This window comes from Streptomyces sp. NPDC001135 (assembly GCF_053598395.1).
The window spans coordinates 117,292-133,388 of sequence record NZ_JBSFKD010000007.1 but is presented as its reverse complement, the minus strand read 5'-3'; the positions used below and the strand labels follow the sequence as shown (position 1 = coordinate 133,388).

The 16,097-nt window shown below is 72.7% G+C and carries 15 protein-coding genes and 1 pseudogene; 9 read left to right on the top strand and 7 right to left on the bottom strand.

The annotated features are described in order from the left end of the window. Positions 1-56: 56 nt before the first annotated feature. Positions 57-1,223: a xylose isomerase gene (xylA, locus tag ACWC94_RS11780; protein ID WP_450796355.1), complete on the top strand. Its 1,167-nt coding sequence runs from the start codon at positions 57-59 to the stop codon at positions 1,221-1,223. Positions 1,224-1,306: 83 nt separating this feature from the next. Here xylA and ACWC94_RS11775 read toward each other — a convergent pair whose 3' ends face one another. From ACWC94_RS11775 to ACWC94_RS11765, 3 genes are all read right to left on the bottom strand, one after another. After that, on the bottom strand, positions 1,307-2,647 hold the full coding sequence (locus ACWC94_RS11775; protein ID WP_450796354.1) for an esterase-like activity of phytase family protein: 1,341 nt from the start codon (positions 2,645-2,647) through the stop codon (positions 1,307-1,309). A gap of 130 nt (positions 2,648-2,777) precedes the next feature. Then, on the bottom strand, positions 2,778-4,064 hold the full coding sequence (locus ACWC94_RS11770) for an SWIM zinc finger family protein (RefSeq protein ID WP_450796353.1): 1,287 nt from the start codon (positions 4,062-4,064) through the stop codon (positions 2,778-2,780). Next, positions 4,061-6,934 (bottom strand): DEAD/DEAH box helicase, encoded by a 2,874-nt coding sequence (locus ACWC94_RS11765; protein ID WP_450796352.1) that lies wholly within the window; start codon positions 6,932-6,934, stop codon positions 4,061-4,063. The genes ACWC94_RS11770 and ACWC94_RS11765 overlap by 4 nt, the downstream gene beginning before the upstream one ends. Before the next feature lie 246 nt (positions 6,935-7,180). Between ACWC94_RS11765 and ACWC94_RS11760 the strand changes: the two genes are divergently transcribed. Further along, positions 7,181-7,363: a hypothetical protein gene (locus ACWC94_RS11760; protein WP_450796351.1), complete on the top strand. Its 183-nt coding sequence runs from the start codon at positions 7,181-7,183 to the stop codon at positions 7,361-7,363. Positions 7,364-7,669: 306 nt separating this feature from the next. Here ACWC94_RS11760 and ACWC94_RS11755 read toward each other — a convergent pair whose 3' ends face one another. Next, entirely contained in the window at positions 7,670-8,530 is an 861-nt protein-coding gene (locus tag ACWC94_RS11755; protein WP_450796466.1) for a hypothetical protein, read from the bottom strand. Positions 8,531-8,667: 137 nt separating this feature from the next. Further along, on the bottom strand, positions 8,668-8,964 hold the full coding sequence (locus ACWC94_RS11750; protein WP_450796350.1) for a hypothetical protein: 297 nt from the start codon (positions 8,962-8,964) through the stop codon (positions 8,668-8,670). 230 nt (positions 8,965-9,194) lie between these two features. Between ACWC94_RS11750 and ACWC94_RS11745 the strand changes: the two are divergent. Next, positions 9,195-9,326 (top strand): annotated as a pseudogene (locus ACWC94_RS11745) (alpha/beta fold hydrolase); the annotation flags it as partial. A 27-nt stretch (positions 9,327-9,353) separates the two neighbouring features. On the opposite strand, the gene ACWC94_RS11740 reads toward ACWC94_RS11745, so the two are convergent. Further along, the gene (locus ACWC94_RS11740) at positions 9,354-9,953 is read right to left on the bottom strand and encodes a class I SAM-dependent methyltransferase (protein ID WP_450796349.1); all 600 of its coding nucleotides are present in this window, start codon (positions 9,951-9,953) and stop codon (positions 9,354-9,356) included. A gap of 150 nt (positions 9,954-10,103) precedes the next feature. Here ACWC94_RS11740 and ACWC94_RS11735 point away from each other — a divergent pair, with 150 nt between their 5' ends. The 5 genes from ACWC94_RS11735 to ACWC94_RS11715 all read left to right on the top strand — a co-directional run bounded on the left by ACWC94_RS11735 (position 10,104) and on the right by ACWC94_RS11715 (position 15,148). After that, on the top strand, positions 10,104-10,877 hold the full coding sequence (locus ACWC94_RS11735) for an MHYT domain-containing protein (RefSeq protein WP_450796348.1): 774 nt from the start codon (positions 10,104-10,106) through the stop codon (positions 10,875-10,877). Positions 10,878-10,925: 48 nt separating this feature from the next. Beyond that, the gene (locus ACWC94_RS11730; protein ID WP_450796347.1) at positions 10,926-13,460 is read left to right on the top strand and encodes a sensor histidine kinase; all 2,535 of its coding nucleotides are present in this window, start codon (positions 10,926-10,928) and stop codon (positions 13,458-13,460) included. Then, positions 13,457-13,894 (top strand): roadblock/LC7 domain-containing protein, encoded by a 438-nt coding sequence (locus ACWC94_RS11725; protein ID WP_450796346.1) that lies wholly within the window; start codon positions 13,457-13,459, stop codon positions 13,892-13,894. The genes ACWC94_RS11730 and ACWC94_RS11725 overlap by 4 nt, the downstream gene beginning before the upstream one ends. Before the next feature lie 19 nt (positions 13,895-13,913). After that, positions 13,914-14,327 carry a DUF742 domain-containing protein gene (locus ACWC94_RS11720; protein ID WP_450796345.1) on the top strand — a complete coding sequence of 138 codons (414 nt, stop codon included), beginning with the start codon at positions 13,914-13,916 and terminating at the stop codon, positions 14,325-14,327. 218 nt (positions 14,328-14,545) lie between these two features. Then, the gene (locus ACWC94_RS11715; RefSeq protein WP_450796344.1) at positions 14,546-15,148 is read left to right on the top strand and encodes a GTP-binding protein; all 603 of its coding nucleotides are present in this window, start codon (positions 14,546-14,548) and stop codon (positions 15,146-15,148) included. Positions 15,149-15,163: 15 nt separating this feature from the next. Here ACWC94_RS11715 and ACWC94_RS11710 read toward each other — a convergent pair whose 3' ends face one another. Then, the gene (locus ACWC94_RS11710; RefSeq protein ID WP_450796343.1) at positions 15,164-15,592 is read right to left on the bottom strand and encodes a PPOX class F420-dependent oxidoreductase; all 429 of its coding nucleotides are present in this window, start codon (positions 15,590-15,592) and stop codon (positions 15,164-15,166) included. A 91-nt stretch (positions 15,593-15,683) separates the two neighbouring features. On the opposite strand from ACWC94_RS11710, the gene ACWC94_RS11705 reads away from it, so the two are divergent. Beyond that, positions 15,684-16,097 (top strand): roadblock/LC7 domain-containing protein, encoded by a 414-nt coding sequence (locus tag ACWC94_RS11705; protein WP_450796342.1) that lies wholly within the window; start codon positions 15,684-15,686, stop codon positions 16,095-16,097.

Genomic DNA, 16,097 nt, shown 5'->3' with positions numbered 1-16,097 from the left:
TACTAATTTGTAAACGGCCATGACGAAATAGTCGCAACGCAGCAAGGAGCCGCGCCATGAGCTACCAGCCCACCCCTGAGGACAGGTTCACCTTCGGCCTGTGGACCGTCGGCTGGCAGGGAAGGGACCCGTTCGGCGATGCCACCCGCCGCGCCCTCGACCCGGTCGAGACGGTCCGGCGCCTGGCCGAGCTGGGCGCCTACGGGGTGACCTTCCACGACGACGACCTGATCCCCTTCGGGTCCTCCGACACCGAGCGGGAGTCGCACATCAAGCGGTTCCGCCAGGCACTGGACGCGACCGGCATGACCGTCCCGATGGCCACCACGAACCTCTTCACGCACCCCGTCTTCAAGGACGGAGCGTTCACCGCCAACGACCGCGACGTGCGCCGTTACGCGCTGCGCAAGACGATCCGCAACATCGACCTCGCGGTCGAGCTGGGCGCGAAGACGTACGTCGCCTGGGGCGGCCGTGAGGGCGCCGAATCCGGTGCCGCCAAGGACGTGCGTGCCGCGCTGGACCGCATGAAGGAAGCCTTCGACCTCCTCGGCGAGTACGTCACCTCCCAGGGCTACGACCTGAGGTTCGCGATCGAACCCAAGCCGAACGAGCCCCGCGGCGACATCCTGCTGCCCACCGTCGGCCACGCGCTGGCCTTCATCGAGCGCCTGGAGCGCCCCGAGCTGTACGGCGTCAACCCCGAGGTCGGGCACGAGCAGATGGCCGGCCTCAACTTCCCGCACGGCATCGCCCAGGCCCTGTGGGCGGGCAAACTGTTCCACATCGATCTCAACGGCCAGTCCGGCATCAAGTACGACCAGGACCTGCGGTTCGGAGCCGGTGACCTGCGGGCGGCGTTCTGGCTGGTCGACCTGCTGGAGAGCGCCGGCTACGAAGGCCCGCGGCACTTCGACTTCAAGCCGCCGCGGACCGAGGACCTCGACGGCGTATGGGCATCCGCCGCGGGCTGCATGCGCAACTACCTCATTCTCAAGGAGCGTGCCGCCGCCTTCCGTGCCGACCCGGAGGCGCAGGAGGCGCTGCGTGCCTCGCGCCTGGACCAGCTGGCGCAGCCGACCGCGGCCGACGGCCTGCAGGCCCTGCTCGGCGACCGCGCGGCCTTCGAGGACTTCGACGTCGACACGGCCGCCGCGCGCGGCATGGCCTTCGAACGCCTCGACCAGCTCGCCATGGACCACCTGCTGGGGGCGCGGGGCTGAACACGAGGAAGGCCGGGCTGCGGCACGCGCCGCCGACCCGGCCCTCCTTCAGTCCACTTTCCGGACCGACCGGTCCAGGGGCGTCACAGTTCCTCGGGCAGCCGGACGTACGTCACGGTCGCCCTGATCCCGCTGTCGACAAGTCGGCCCTGCGCGTCGAACGCGCCCGCGCCGTCGGTCATCCCGAAGTCGTTGTCGTTGATGAGGGCGAGGGTGTCGCGGTCCACGCGCGCGATGCCCTCGACCTTCTGCTGCACCCCGTCGACCTTGTTCAGATCCACCACGAGCCGCTTGGCCAGGACCGGCACGCCGGCGGACGCCGGATCGTCCAGCTGTTCCAGGGACGGAGACGTCGTGTCGTCGTCCCAGGGGCCGCCCAGGATGCTCGACGGCCGCTTCAGCTCGACCAGCTGCAGCCGGGCCGCCTTGTCCGTGCGCTCCTCGACGAGCAGCCGGTCACCACCCACGGCCGTCACCGCCGAGATCTTCAGTTCGGAGGTGTCGTCCTCGCCCGGATCGACCACGTCCACCGGGTCGAACCGGTAGGCGTACTCGGCGGTGACGGCTTCCTTGTCCGGCGAGAAGCGCAGCAGCCGCGTGGTGCGCGAGGCGTTCCCGGCACCGGCGTCCGGCAGTGACAGCGGGCTCTGCAGGGCCAGCACCAGATCACCGCCGGGCAGCTGCGCCAGCCCCTCGAACCCCCGGTTGATCTTGCGGTGCAGGAAGACCGACGGGAGCGCCTCCACCACCGGGTAGTCCGCGCCCGTCGGCCCGAGCCCCTTCGGCACGTACCGGGTGAGTACCTTCCCGCGCGCGGAGACGTGTACGAGCGAGGGGCCGTACTCGTCGACGAGCCAGAACGTCCCGTCGTCGGCCCGCACGATGCCCTCGGTGTCCAGGCCGTCCGGGTTGTAGGAGAGCGGCGTCTGCGCGTCGTAGGTGTACGGCGCCTCGTCACGGCTCTTCTGGTCGGGCAGCCCCGTGACGGCCTTTCCGGAGGAGGTGGTCAGCGGGATCGCGTCGATGACCCGGACCGTGTCGCCGCAGACCCGGATCTTCACGATCGCCGGGTCGAATCCCGGCACCGGGAACGTACGGCGCTTCGTGCCGTTCACCTTGATCTGCCCGTTGGGGCCTCGGTCGGTCACCGTCCAGTACTCGCCCTGGTGTCCCGCCGGGTAGATGTCACTGCCGATGCCCCCGAGCTTCACCCCGTGGTCGTCGTCGACGCTGCCGGGCAGCAGCGCGTTGCTGAACGGGCCGAGCGGGATCTCGCCCAGCGTCGCCGTGCGGATGACGCGGGCGTCCCGGGACGGCGCCGCCGTGGCCGTTCCCGCGGCCACCAGGACGGCGGACAGGGCCAGGGGCAGGCCCGTGGCGACGGAACGGTGAACGCGGCGCCGGCCGGCGGTGCGCGGGGACATCGGGCCTCCTGAGGACAAGTTCGTTGACAGCGGCCAGATTTGGCCCTCAGGAGGAACGTCGTGAGGTCGCGGGGTGAACAGCCGGCGGCGGCCGTTCATCGGATCGCGGCGATTTCACGGTGACGGCTCGTCAACAGCCCTTTTCCGGCTCCGGATCGGCGCCGTGCCGCGCCGCGGCCAGCGCCGTCGCCGGATCTGGGTCCGGCCCGCCCGCAGGGGTCCAGCGCCCGCCCTCCTCACGATACGGCCACCAGCGGCCGTCCCGGCCGAGGCGCAGCTGAACCCCTCCGCCCGGGACGGTCCACCGATTTCCGCTGCGGTGGAACGCCGGCCGCTCGTCCGCCTCCCAGGCCGCTTCGAGCGCCGCACGCGCGCGTGCCAGTGCCACGCCCTCCACCTGCCACTCCTCGTCGAGCACGGCCAGGGCCGCCGCGCCCCCGGCACGCCAGGCACGGACAGCCGTCGCGAGCCCCTCGCGGCCGCGGCCCGACCGCTCGGCGAGCCGCTCGACGACAGTGTCCGAGGGCGCTCCGCACGCGAGTCGTACGGCATCCCGGGCGCCCGTGCGGGCAGTGCCGTCCCACGCACCCGGGCGCAGGACCTCCGCGAGGATCCGGTACGCCTCCACGGCCGTGCGGCCCGCCAGATGTTCCAGCGCCACGGGATCGACACCGGGCGCCGGAGCCGTCCCGGCGGTCAGGGACGGCGGCGTGGCCGGAACCTGCGGGAGTCCGGGCAACTCGGGCAGCCCGGGCAGGATGTCCCCGGCCGCCCACGCCTCCGCCGCGTCCACGCCCCCGGTCACGGACGGGGAGGCCTCCGTGCGGGGTGCCGTACCGCGCACATGCAGCTCCGCCAGGAACGCATCCCTCCCGCGCCCGCGCATCAGCAGGAGCAGAAACGGATCCGCATCCAGGAGCCGCGCCACCTGGTGACACAGCGCGGCGGTGTGCCCGCAGTGGTCCCACGTCCCGCAGCCGCACTCGGGTTCCAGATCGCCCAGGCCCGGCAGAAGCTCGATGCCGCCGACCGCGGCGTCCTCGATCAGAAGCGGCGGCAGTTCCCCGTCGAGGAGCGCTGCCGTGTACCCGGCCTGCGCCACGGCCACGTCCAGGAACCGCCGCCACCCCTCCTCGGACAGCTGCGGCACGAGGACATCGGCCCGGTGTGCTGCGCCTCCCGGGCCGCGTACGACGGCGGTGACCCGCCCCGGTCGCACGGTCACCGCGCCCACCGCGCCCGCGCGTGCGAGCCTGCGGCCCGCCTTGACCGCGGCCCCGTCCAAGGCCGCGTCCTCCAAGGCATGCAGCCATGCGCGACCCCACCAGCTCTGCGCGAATCCACGCCCACGCACGGGTGGCAGTGCGGCAAGAGTGCGTCCCGCCTCACGGCCGTGCTCGTCGTCGTAGAGGTTCATCGTGCCTCCTTGCGCAGCTCCACCAGCGCGGCCAGTTCCGCGTCCGTCAGTTCCGTCAGTGCGGCCTCGCCGGTTCCGAGCACCGTGTCCGCCAGCTCCCGCTTGCGGTCCAGCAGGTCGGCGATGCGGTCCTCCAGGGTTCCCTCGGCGATCAGCCGGTGCACCTGCACCGGCCGCGTCTGCCCGATGCGGTACGCGCGGTCGGTGGCCTGCGCCTCGACGGCCGGATTCCACCAGCGGTCGTAGTGCACGACGTGTTCGGCCCGGGTCAGGTTCAGGCCCGTTCCGGCCGCCTTCAGGGAGAGCAGGAACACCGGTGCCTCGCCGTCCTGGAAGCGTCGGACCAGTTCGTCGCGCGCACTCACCGGGGTCCCGCCGTGCAGGAGGAGCGAGGGCACCCCGCGGGCGGCCAGATGTCGTTCGAGCAGGCGGGCCATGCGCACGTACTGGGTGAAGACGAGCACTCCCGAGCCCTCCGCGAGGATGGTGCCGAGGAGTTCGTCGAGCAGCTCCAGCTTGCCCGACCGGCCCACGAGCCGCGGCTCGTCCTCCTGGAGGAACTGCGCCGGGTGATTGCAGATCTGCTTCAGGCCGGTCAGCAACCGCACGATCATGCCCCGGCGGGCCATGGCGTCGGCTGCCGTGATCCCGTCCAGCGTCTCGCGCACCAACGCCTCGTACAGTCCTGCCTGTTCCGGCGTGAGGGCCACCGGATGATCGCTCTCGGTCTTCGGCGGCAGCTCGGGGGCGATGCCCGGGTCCGACTTGCGCCGTCGCAGCAGGAACGGCCGGACGAGCCCCGCGAGACGTTGTGCGGCGGCGGGATCGAGACCGCCCTCGACCGGTTGCGCGTAGCGGGCGCGGAAGGTGCCGAGGCGGCCGAGCAGGCCGGGGGTCGTCCAGTCGAGAATGGCCCACAGTTCGGTGAGGTTGTTCTCCACGGGGGTGCCGGTGAGCGCCACGCGCGCGTGTGCCCCGAGGGAACGCAATGCCCGCGCGGTCGCCGAACGGGGGTTCTTCACGTGCTGTGCCTCATCGGCCACGACCATGCCCCAGCGCGGGGCGGCCAGCCGCTCGGCGTCCAGGCGCATCGTGCCGTACGTCGTCAGGACGAACTCCCCGGCCGTGACCGATCCGAGAGCGCGTCCGGCACCGTGGAACCTGCGCACCGGTACACCGGGAGCGAACCGCTCGATCTCGCGCTGCCAGTTGCCGAGCAGGGAGGCAGGGCAGACGACGAGCGTGGGACCGGCGGTGGAGGCGTCCGTCTGCCGGTGCAGATGCAGCGCGATCAGCGTGACCGTCTTGCCGAGGCCCATGTCGTCGGCCAGGCAGCCGCCCAGGCCGAGGGCCGTCATGCGGGCGAGCCAGCCGAGGCCGCGGAGCTGGTAGTCGCGCAGGGTGGCGGCCAGCCCCGCAGGCTGCTCGACAGCGGATGCCGCCCCGGTGTCCGTGAGCCGCTCCCTGAGCCCTTCCAGCCACCCCGACGAGCGCACGTCGATCCGACGGCCGTCGACCTCCGCCGAGCCGGTCAGCGCGGCGGCCAGCGCCTGCACGGGGGAGAGGGCGCGGTTCCGGCGGGCCCGGGCGCGGTGCGCCTGCAGCGGGTCCACCAGGACCCACCCGTCACGCAACCGCACCAGGGGACGCTTGGCCTCCGCGAGCCGGTCCAGATCCTGCAGGGACAACTCCCGCCCGCCCAGCGCGAACCCCCAGCGGAACGCGACCGTGGCGTCCGAGGAGAGCAACGACGAGGGCGCCGCGGCATCCCGCCGAGCGGGTGTGCCGCCGTCCGGCGGCCCGACGGTCGCGTACGTCGTGAGCTCGCGCGACAGTTCCTTCGGCCAGTGCACGTCGACCCCGGCCGCGGCCAGGGCCCGTGTGCCCTCACCGAGCAGTTCGGCGACCTCGTCGTCGTCGAGGGCGACGGCGTCGGGTACGGCGGCGGAGAGCAGCGGTGTCAACGGCGGCCAGGCACGGGCGGCGCGGCGCAGGGCCAGCAACGCGTCCGCACGCGCGCGTGGACCGGGCGCTGCGCGCACGGCTCCCGCACCGGCCCACAGCGCGGCGGCATCGATGACGTCCGCGGCCCCGCTCGCGCCGTGCACCTGCAGCACCGCCCGGAACCCGGGCGCTGCGTCGTCCCGCGGTCCGGCGTCGTCGAGCCCGGAGACCTCCACGCGCAGGGACAGGCGTACGCCCGCGTCCTGGCCGGCGGCGATGTCGTCGGCCCACGCCCGCAGGGCGGGCAACCGCTGCGGCTCGGCAACCGTGTACGCGGGGCCGCCGGTCACCGACGGAGCGGCGGGCGAGCGCGGGAGTACGTCGGCGACCGCGTCCAGGAAAGCGCGCAGCAGCCGCTCCGGGTCCGGCAGCAGGAGCGGTCCCTCGGGTGAGAGCGGTACCGCATGGGCCTCCGGTGGCATGGCGGCGGCGACCTCGCGGACCAGTTCCGCGTCCCGGGCGGACAGCGGGCCCACCCGCCAGGCGTCGTGATCGCCGGGGGACAGGCCCGGCAGAAGGAGGCCGCGCGCCAGGAACGCCAGCGCGAGTTGGCAGGCGGCGCCCCAGAAGCCGGCCGAGCGATGCCCCTGCCGCAGTGCACGCGCGCGTGTGAGCAACGGCAGGGCATCGCGCACCGGCAGCAGGAGCACGGGCGTACGGACCGGCTCGACGCCGCCGTCCGCCGTGGGCATCGCGATGTCCAGCTCCGCAGGGGAGCCGCCGGCGACGACGGGCAGGCCCTCGCCGCCGTCCCGTCGCCAGAAGGCGATCCGGCCCGTGCGAGGCGGGTCGGACGGCAGGAACACCGTGCAGCAGCGGGTCAGTTCGGAGAGCTCGGAGGGTGGTGCCGTCGGGATGGTCTGCACAGCTCTGGCGCACTCCTCAAATTTGACTACTTGGTCGGAGTCGCCGAGGGTACAGCACGACGAGGGCGGCCCCGGCATACTGGCATCGTGATCCAGGTCACTTCACAATCCGTTCGAAAGAGGGGGCGGTCTCAGCCAGTAGGGGAGGGTCTCGGGGTTGTCTCAGGGGCCAGTTCCGGAACCGTACGGAGCAGGGGGCCGTTTTCAGAGCAGAGAGCGGCAGTGGCCGCGAAGGAGGCGACGCTCATGTCCAAGAACGCGAAGATCGCCGTCGGGGGTGTGGCGGTCGGGCTGCTCCTGCTGATCTGGCTGCCCTGGTGGGTGTCGTTCCTGATCGTGGTCGGGGTTCCGGTGGCCGCGTATCTGGCGCTGGACCCCTCGCAGCGGCGCAGGCTGCGCAGGGTCACCCGCAAGGAACTCGGCCGCTGACGCGGCGGCGGATGACGAGGGGAGGCTCGCCGGGGCGCCTGCGGAGGCCGTGCCCCCTCGGAGCCCGTGCCGAGGGGCCGTCCGGCCGAGGGCTCCGGCTGCGAGAGGCGGCTTCGCGTGGGGTCTCGGATCGCGGTCGTACGGTCATCGGCGGCCTCGGGCGGCGAGCCGTACGGTGAGCGGTCTGGGCTGCCGATGACCGTACGGCCAGGGGAGGTCGGCGCGCCGACCGTGCCGTCGTCCTGCCTCGGGCGGCGAGTCGTAGGAGCGGGCCCTCGGCGTGCGCCGGTCGTGGTGTCGTGCGGCTCAGATGGGGCGGACGGCCATCTTGTCGAGTGCCTCCAGCAGGCCCGGCAGTTCGAGGCCGCGGCCCACCGGCAGGACCTCGCCCGGCTCCTCGTCGAGCAGGACGAAGGCGATGTCGTCGGTGCGGGCCACCATTGACCAGCCGGGACCGTCGGCGCGCAGCGTACGCGCGTCACCCGGGGCGAACGACGAGCGGACCCGGCCGAGCGGCGGCGGCGCGTCGACGTAGGCGCGAGCCTCCGCCAGTACCCGCCTGACTCCCGGGTGGCCGCTGTGCGGCACGCCCCTCTCGCTCTCCGGCGACGACTCCTCGGTCTTCTCCTGCTCCTCCGGCTTCTGCTCGCCCTCGGGCACGGAGAACTCCGCGTCGTTGATCTGCTCCCGCCACGACGCCCACTGCAGCGCTATCTCGTCGGCGCCCAGGCGGCGCTGGGGCGGCCCCCAGGAGCTGGTGTCCGGCGGGCTCAGCGCGGGCCGGTCCGCCAGTTCCGGAGCGGGGTCGTGCGGGGCGGGGACGCCCGGAGCCGCGACGGCGACCGCCAGAGGCCAGCCCGGCAGGGCGGTGACGACGGCGTGCTCGTCCGGAGACAGCTCGTACTCCATGCCGCAGTCCCAGGAGGCGATCGCCACGGCGACCAGCGAGACGTCGTCGATGACGACCGTCCAGCGGGCGCCCTCGCCGTCCTGGCCCAGCACCAGGCCGTACCCGTCGGCGAGGGGCGCGAGTCCCAGCACCGCGCACGCCTCCGGATAGTCGTCGCCCAGCACGCTCGGAAACTGCGCCGGCGTCAGCAGCACCGCCGTCAGCACGTACAGCGCATCGTCCGCGGCGGCGACGGCCTCATCGTCGGTCCTGGCCATCCCTGCCTCCAGTGGTTCGTCCATCGGCGCGCACCCTAGTGCGAGCGGAAGCCGCTTGTCACGACTCCTCACACCACGCGGACCTGCAGGTTTCCGCCTGGACGGGGGCGAAACGGCCACATGGACGAGGGTCTTCCTCAGTCCGTGGGCAGCCCGAGGAGATCACGGGCCACCGCCGCCGGAGCCTCGCCGCGCTCCCGGGCCAGGGCGACGACCGCCCGGCAGGCGAGTTCGCTCACGCCGAACGACAGCGCCTCCGGCGACACCCAGGCCGCCGCCTCCTCGATCCGGTCCTGATCGTCCTCCGCACGGGCGACGACATAGGTGGCTGCCGCTTCGAACAAGTTGTGCGTGCGCCTCTCCGTGGTGCCCGCCGGCTGGTTCTGCGTGGAGTCGTGGAGCCTGGTGGCGATCTTGCGTATCCGGCCGAACATGCGGACCACCCTACCCCCCGGAACGGGGCCGTCGTCGATCGCTCATCTGCTGCCACTCAACGTAGGGTTGGACCTTCCGCAGCAGAAGAGAAACGACGCGGTGCGACGTACGAGTTCCCGTGGGACCGCACCCCTGCACCCGAACTGGCCCCGCACGGCACCTACGCGGTGAGCAGCGGGCGGCTGTTGCTGTGGCGCCGGGGCACTCAGCGGCCGGTGGCGTCGCGGACAGCGGCGAACTGCGGGGCCGGGAGGGCCTGGGAGCGGCGGGGGTGCGCGTGGTGACCGTGCCCGGCGCCGGGCACATCGTCATGTTCGACAACCCCGACGCCTTCGCAGCGGCCGTCGCCGGCAGGGACTGACCCACCCGGCCTTCCGCGATACGTCGCTCAGTCCTCGCGCACCGCGAGCGCGAGGAAACGGGCGTCCTCGTCGGCGTACGACGTCATGCTCCATCCCGAACGGGACAGCAGCGGGCCGAGGTTCGCCTCGGCCCGCAGGTCGTCGGGGGTGATCTGCCGTCCCTGCCGCGCCGCCAGGGCCGCGCGCCCGATGGGATGGAATAGCGCGAGCCTTCCGCCGGGCCGCACCACACGGGCCAGCTCCCGCAGGTTCTCCTCCGGTCGCGGCAGATGCGCGATCAGACCGGCCGCGAACACGGTGTCCAGGGATGCGGACCGCAGCGGCAGCGCGGCGACGTCCGCGACCAGCAGCCGCCCGTGCCGGTCCCGGCCCGCCCGCACGGCGGCACCGAGCATCGCCGGGGTCAGGTCGGCACCCAACACCACCCCGGACGACCCCACGGCGGCCCGCAGCGGCGGAAGGGCACGCCCCGTGCCGCAGCCCGCGTCCAGCACGCGGTCGCCCGGTCGCAGCCCGAGATCGCCGACGGCGGCCGCGTACGCGGGGCCGTCGTCGGGGAACTTGCTGTCCCAGCCGGCCGCGCGCGTGGTGAAGAACTCCTGGACATGTGTGTGGTCGTCGCTCATGTTCCGCATGATTCCTCACCGACCCGAGGGACATGTAGGCGCACATGTTCGGGCCGGACCCGATCGTTCCGGCGCATCTGTGTGTCATATTCCAACAGCTTTCGAAACGCGCCCCCTTCGTGCGCCCGTGCCCCCTAGCGTCCCGTGGCCATGGGACACCTGGACCACGCCGCCTTCGGCTGGCTGACCCCCGTACTGTCGTACGTCATGGCCTGCACCGGCGCCGCGCTCGGACTGCGCTGCACCGTCCGCGCGCTCGCCACCACCGGCCGCTCGCGCCGCAACTGGCTCGTCACCGCGGCCTCCGCCATCGGGACGGGTATCTGGACCATGCACTTCGTCGCCATGCTCGGCTTCCGGGTGAGCGGCACCGACATCCGCTACGACGTGCCGCTGACCGTCCTCAGCCTCCTTGTCGCCATGGTCGTCGTCTGCGCGGGCGTCTTCGCCGTCGGCTACAGCCGCGACCGCAACCGGGCGCTCCTCCTCGGCGGTCTCACCACCGGGCTGGGCGTCGCCAGCATGCACTACCTGGGCATGGCGGCGGTCCGGCTGCACGGCGACATCAGGTACGACCCCGTTCTCGTCGGAGTGTCGGTGCTGATCGCCGTCGTGGCGGCGACCGCCGCCCTGTGGGCCGGCCTCAACATCAAGTCCCCCCTCGCGGTCACCGCCGCCTCCCTCGTCATGGGAGCGGCCGTCAGCAGCATGCACTACACCGGGATGTTCGCGGTGAGCGTGCGTGTCGACCCTTCCGGCGCAACCCTGCCCGGGGCCACGGCGATGCAGTTCATCTTCCCCCTCGCTGTCGGCCTCGGGTCCTACCTGTTCATCACCTCGGCCTTCGTCGCCCTCTCACCCACGGCCGGCGAGCGGGAGGCCTCCGCCTCCGCCCAGCGGCCCGTCGAGAGCATCGCCCGCTAGCGGGAGCCCGGCCCGAGCGCCCCGACCCACGTCCCGAGCGAGGAGGCCATGCGCCCACCCCGTACCGCCCCGAAAGCCGGCGCCCCGGCGCACCCCCCACGAGGCCGTCGCGCGCACGCCGGACCGCCCGCCGACGAGGGCGCCGACCGCCCGCTCGGCATACCAGCGGCCACGGCACGCGCGCGTGGAAGCCGCCGGCACCTGCGCCCCCGCACCGTGCGCGCCAAGGTGGTCAGCCTGCTGATGGTGCCCGTGGTCTCCCTGCTCGCCCTGTGGGCGTACGCGACCGTCACCACCGCCCAGGACGTCGCCCGGCTGCGGCAGTCCCAGCGGGTCGACACCGAACTGCGCACCCCGGTGGCCGCGGCCGTCGCCGCCCTCCAGGCCGAGCGCACCGCGGCCGTGCGCTACGCCGGCGCACCGGGCGCGGCCGACGCCGGCGACCTGCGAAGCCTCGAAGCCCGCACCGACCGGGCCGTCGCCGCACTGCGACTCGGCCGCGACAACACCGTCGCCGACAGCGAGGAGTTGCCTGCCGGTGTCTCCGGGCGCCTCGGCGCGTTCGTCACCGGCGCCACGCACCTGCGCGCACTGCGTACGGCCGTACTCGACCACAAGGCCGGCTGGGACACCGCGTACACGCAGTACACGAAGACCATCGGCGCGGCCTTCGCCGTGGACGGCGCCCTCACCGGCATCCAGCAGGCCGACGTCGGCTCCGACGCGCGCGTGCTGCTCGAATTCAGCCGGGCCGCCGAGGCACTCGCCCAGGAGGACACCGTCCTCGGCAGTGCCCGGACCGCCGGGCAGCTGCAGGGCGAGCGACTACGGCTGTTCGGCGCGGCCGTCGCCGCGCGCCGCGCCCTCACCGAGACGGCCGTGGCCGATCTGCCCGCCGCCCAGCGCGCGGCCTGGCGGGAACTGTCCGACAGCGACTCCTACACCGCTCTCGGTGCCGCCGAGGACAAGATCCTCGCCACCGGACCGGGCGCCAGACCGGCCGAAGCGGCACCGCAGGCCGCCTGGAGCGCCGCCCACGCGCGCGTGCGGGACGGCATGCGGGACATCGCGGCGGACACGGGCCGGGCCGTCGCGGGCCGAGCCGATCCGGTCACGCACGGCCTGCTCAGCCCCGCGGGCGCCGCCGTGCTCCTGGGCCTCGCCGCCGTCGGCACCTCGCTCGTCATCTCCGTCCGCATCGGACGCGCTCTCGTCGTCGAACTCGTGAGCCTGCGCAACGACGCCCTGGAGATCGCCCGCCGCAAACTCCCCGAAGCGATGCGCAGACTGCGCGCGGGCGAGGACATCGACATCCAGGCCGAGGCGCCCGCCGGACCACCCGCCGAGGACGAGACCGGTCAGGTCTCGGAAGCCCTGACCACCGTCCACCGTGCCGCCCTGCGCGCCGCCGTGGAGCGCGCCGAACTCGCCAGCGGCATCTCCGGCGTCTTCGTCAACCTGGCCCGCCGCAGCCAGGTACTGGTCCACCGCCAACTCAGCCTCCTGGACAGCATGGAGCGCCGCTCGGACGACCCCGGCGAACTGAGTGACCTGTTCCGCCTGGACCACCTCACCACGCGTATGCGGCGGCACGCCGAGAGCCTGATCATCCTCTCCGGCGCCGCTCCCGGCCGGGCCTGGCGCATGCCGGTGTCCCTGACCAACGTCGTACGGGCCGCCGTGTCGGAAGTCGAGGACTACGCGCGCGTGGAGGTACGCCAGCTCCCCGAGGCCCATGTCATCGGAGCCGCCGTCGCCGACCTCACCCACCTGCTCGCCGAACTCGTCGAGAACGCCGCCCAGTTCTCGCCGCCCCACACACGCGTGCGTGTCACCGGCGAACCCGTCGGCAACGGCTACGCCCTCGAGATCGAGGACCGGGGTCTCGGCATGGGCACCGAGACCCTCGCGGAGGCCAATCGCCGCATCGAACAGTCCGAGGCCCTCGACCTGTTCGACAGCGACCGGCTCGGCCTCTTCGTGGTGAGCCGGCTCGCCTCCCGGCACGCCATCAAGGTGCACCTGAGGACCTCCCCTTACGGAGGCACCACGGCCGTCGTCCTGGTACCGACCGCCCTGCTCCACAGCGGCGCGCCGGAGGGCGCCTCCCGCCACGACGAGCGGGCCCGTCCCCGGCAGGAACGCGCGTACGCGCGCGTACCGGGCGCCCCCTCGCACCAGGAAGCCGTCGCCGCACGGTCGGACCGGCCCGCCCTCGCGGCTACCCCTCCCGAAGCCCCCGGCGCCGCCGACGAGCCGAACCCGTACGGAACCGTCGACGAAAGCCCGCCCCCCGGAGTCACCGCCTTGAGGCTGCACCGACCACCCGACGACTCCGAGACCGACGACGACCTCCCACGCCGTGTGCGCCAGGCGAGCCTCGCCCCCCAGCTCCGGCGACACCCCGAAGCCCAGGCACCGGAAACCGCCCGGCACGACGACGAACGGCGTACCCCCGAGCTGGTGCGGGACCGCATGGCGGCCTACCGCGACGGCTGGGCTCGCGGCGGCGGAGTGCCCGGCCGCGGCGTAGCCCAGGAACCCCGGACGGGCAGTGACAGCAGCGAAGGAGACCCGGCATGATCCAGGACCCGAACACGAGGGCCGGCCAGCGCTCCGGCGAACTGGACTGGTTGCTCGACGACCTGGTGATGCGCGTGAGCGAGGTACGGCATGCCGTCGTGCTCTCCAACGACGGGCTGGCCGTCGGCGCCTCCACCGCCCTCGCCCGGGAGGACGCCGAGCACCTCGCGGCCGTCGCCTCCGGTTTCAACAGCCTCGCCAAGGGCGCGGGACGGCACTTCGGAGCGGGCGGCGTGCGGCAGACCATGGTCGAGATGGACGACGCGTTCCTCTTCGTGGCCGCCGCCGGCGACGGTTCCTGCCTCGCCGTCCTCACCGCCGTCACCGCCGACATCGGACTGGTCGCCTACGAGATGGCGCGCCTGGTCAAGCGGGTGGGCGAGCACCTGTACACCGCGCCGCGTGTCGCCGCGCAGCCGCCCGCAGCCGGATGACCCGGCGAAGGCGGCATGAATGACCGAGAACCAGACCGGCGGCCCGTGGGAGCCGGGCAGCCAGTGGTACGACGGCGAGGCCGGTCCGCTGGTCCGGCCGTACGCGATGACGGGCGGGCGCACCCAGCCGGGGCCCACCGGGGTGCGCTTCGACCTCATCTCGCTCGTCACCCTCGACCCCGCGGCACCGGCGCTGGACGACGACACCGCGCTCGGCCCCGAACACCGGACCCTGACAGCGCTGTGCCGTACGGAGACACAGTCCGTCGCCGAACTCGCGGCGGACGCGGACCTCCCCGTCGGTGTGGTCCGGGTGCTCCTCGGCGACCTCCTGGAACTCGGCTGTGTGGTCATCAGCCGTCCCGTGCCCCCGGCACACCTGCCCGACGAACGGATTCTGCGCGAGGTCATCGCGGGATTGCGAGCGCTCTAGATGAATGTTCCGAACCCGCCGTCCGCCGCGCCGCAATCCGGTCCGTACCCGTCGCATCCCGATCCGCACGCGTGGCGACTCCGTCCGGGCGAGAGTCGGTCACATCAGGTGCGTTTCGATCCAACGGCCCAAAGAAGCGGTGTCGTTGTCATGATGCCGGCTTCACCGCCACAGCAGGCGGACGCTGACCACTGCCGGCCCTCCCGAGAGAAGTGATCATGGTCACCGAGCATTCCGACGCCGTCGGCGACACCTCCGCCCTGGCCCTGAAGATACTGGTCGCCGGCGGGTTCGGTGTCGGCAAGACGACCCTGGTGGGGGCCGTCAGCGAGATCCGGCCGCTGCGCACCGAGGAACTGCTCAGCGAGGCGGGGCAGTTGGTGGACGACACCGACGGCGTGGACCAGAAGACCACCACCACCGTCGCCATGGACTTCGGGCGCATCACCATCCGCTCCGGCCTGTCGCTCTACCTCTTCGGCACACCGGGACAGGACCGCTTCTGGTTCCTCTGGGACGAGCTGTCCCAGGGAGCCCTCGGCGCCGTCGTCCTCGCGGACACCCGGCGCCTGGAGGACTGCTTCCCCGCGGTCGACTACTTCGAGCACCGGCGTATCCCGTTCGTGGTGGCCGTCAACTGCTTCGCGGGAGCCCGCTCCTACGGTGCCCAGGACGTCTCCCGGGCCCTCGACCTCGACCCCGGCACACCCGTGGTGCTGTGTGACGCGAGGGAGCGGGACTCCGGCAAGGAAGTCCTGATCCGGCTCGTCGAGTACGCCGGACGGATGCACACCGCCCGCCTCCTGGACTCGGTCGGCTGAGGCCGAGCCCGCCGCTCAGGCCGCCAGATCCCTCACGGCCACCACGTGGTCGATGCTGACCCGGACCAGCAGCTCACCCGGAACGCCGTTGCGGGCGCCGTACTCCTCGGCGCGCTCCTCGCCCATGTACCGGGCGGCGATCCGGGTGGCCCAGTGACGCACCTCGTCCAGTTCCTCCGACAGCCGTGCGCGGCCGTTCAGCACCACGAAGTGGAACGGCGGCCGATCGTCGTCCACACACAGGGCGACCCGTCCGTCACGGGCCAGATTGCGCCCCTTCACGGTGTCCTGACCGGTGTTGAAGACGAGTTCGTCGCCGTCCAGCAGGAACCAGATCGGGGCCACATGGGGGCTCCCATCGGCGCGAACGGTGGACAGTTTGCCGGTGCGGGTGCCGTCCGAGACGAACGCCCGCCATTCCTCGTCGGTCATCTTCTGTGCCATGCGCCCATCCTCCTTGCCCGGACGCCGGTGGTGGGGAAGGCTGGCGGGGAGTTCCTCCAGCCAGGGGGAGACATCACACGGGGAGACGGAGATGGCGCAGAACCAGGGACTCGGCTGGCTCCTGGACGATCTGGCCGAGCGGGTGGACCACGTGCGGCACGCGCTGGTCCTGTCCAACGACGGGCTGGTCACCGGCGCGAGCACGGGCCTGCGCCGTGAGGACGCCGAGCATCTGGCCGCCGTGGCGTCCGGGCTGCACAGCCTGGCCAAGGGATCGGGACGCCACTTCGGTGCGGGCCGGGTCCGCCAGACCATGATCGAGTACGACGACGCCGTGCTGTTCGTGACCGCGGCCGGCACCGGCAGCTGCCTGTGCGTGCTCAGCGGCGCGGAGGCCGACATCGGCCAGATCGCCTACGAGATGACCCTGCTGGTCAACCGCGTCGGCGAACACCTCGGTGTCGACGCCAGGCAGCCGGAGCGAAGCCCGATCGCAGACGTCTGA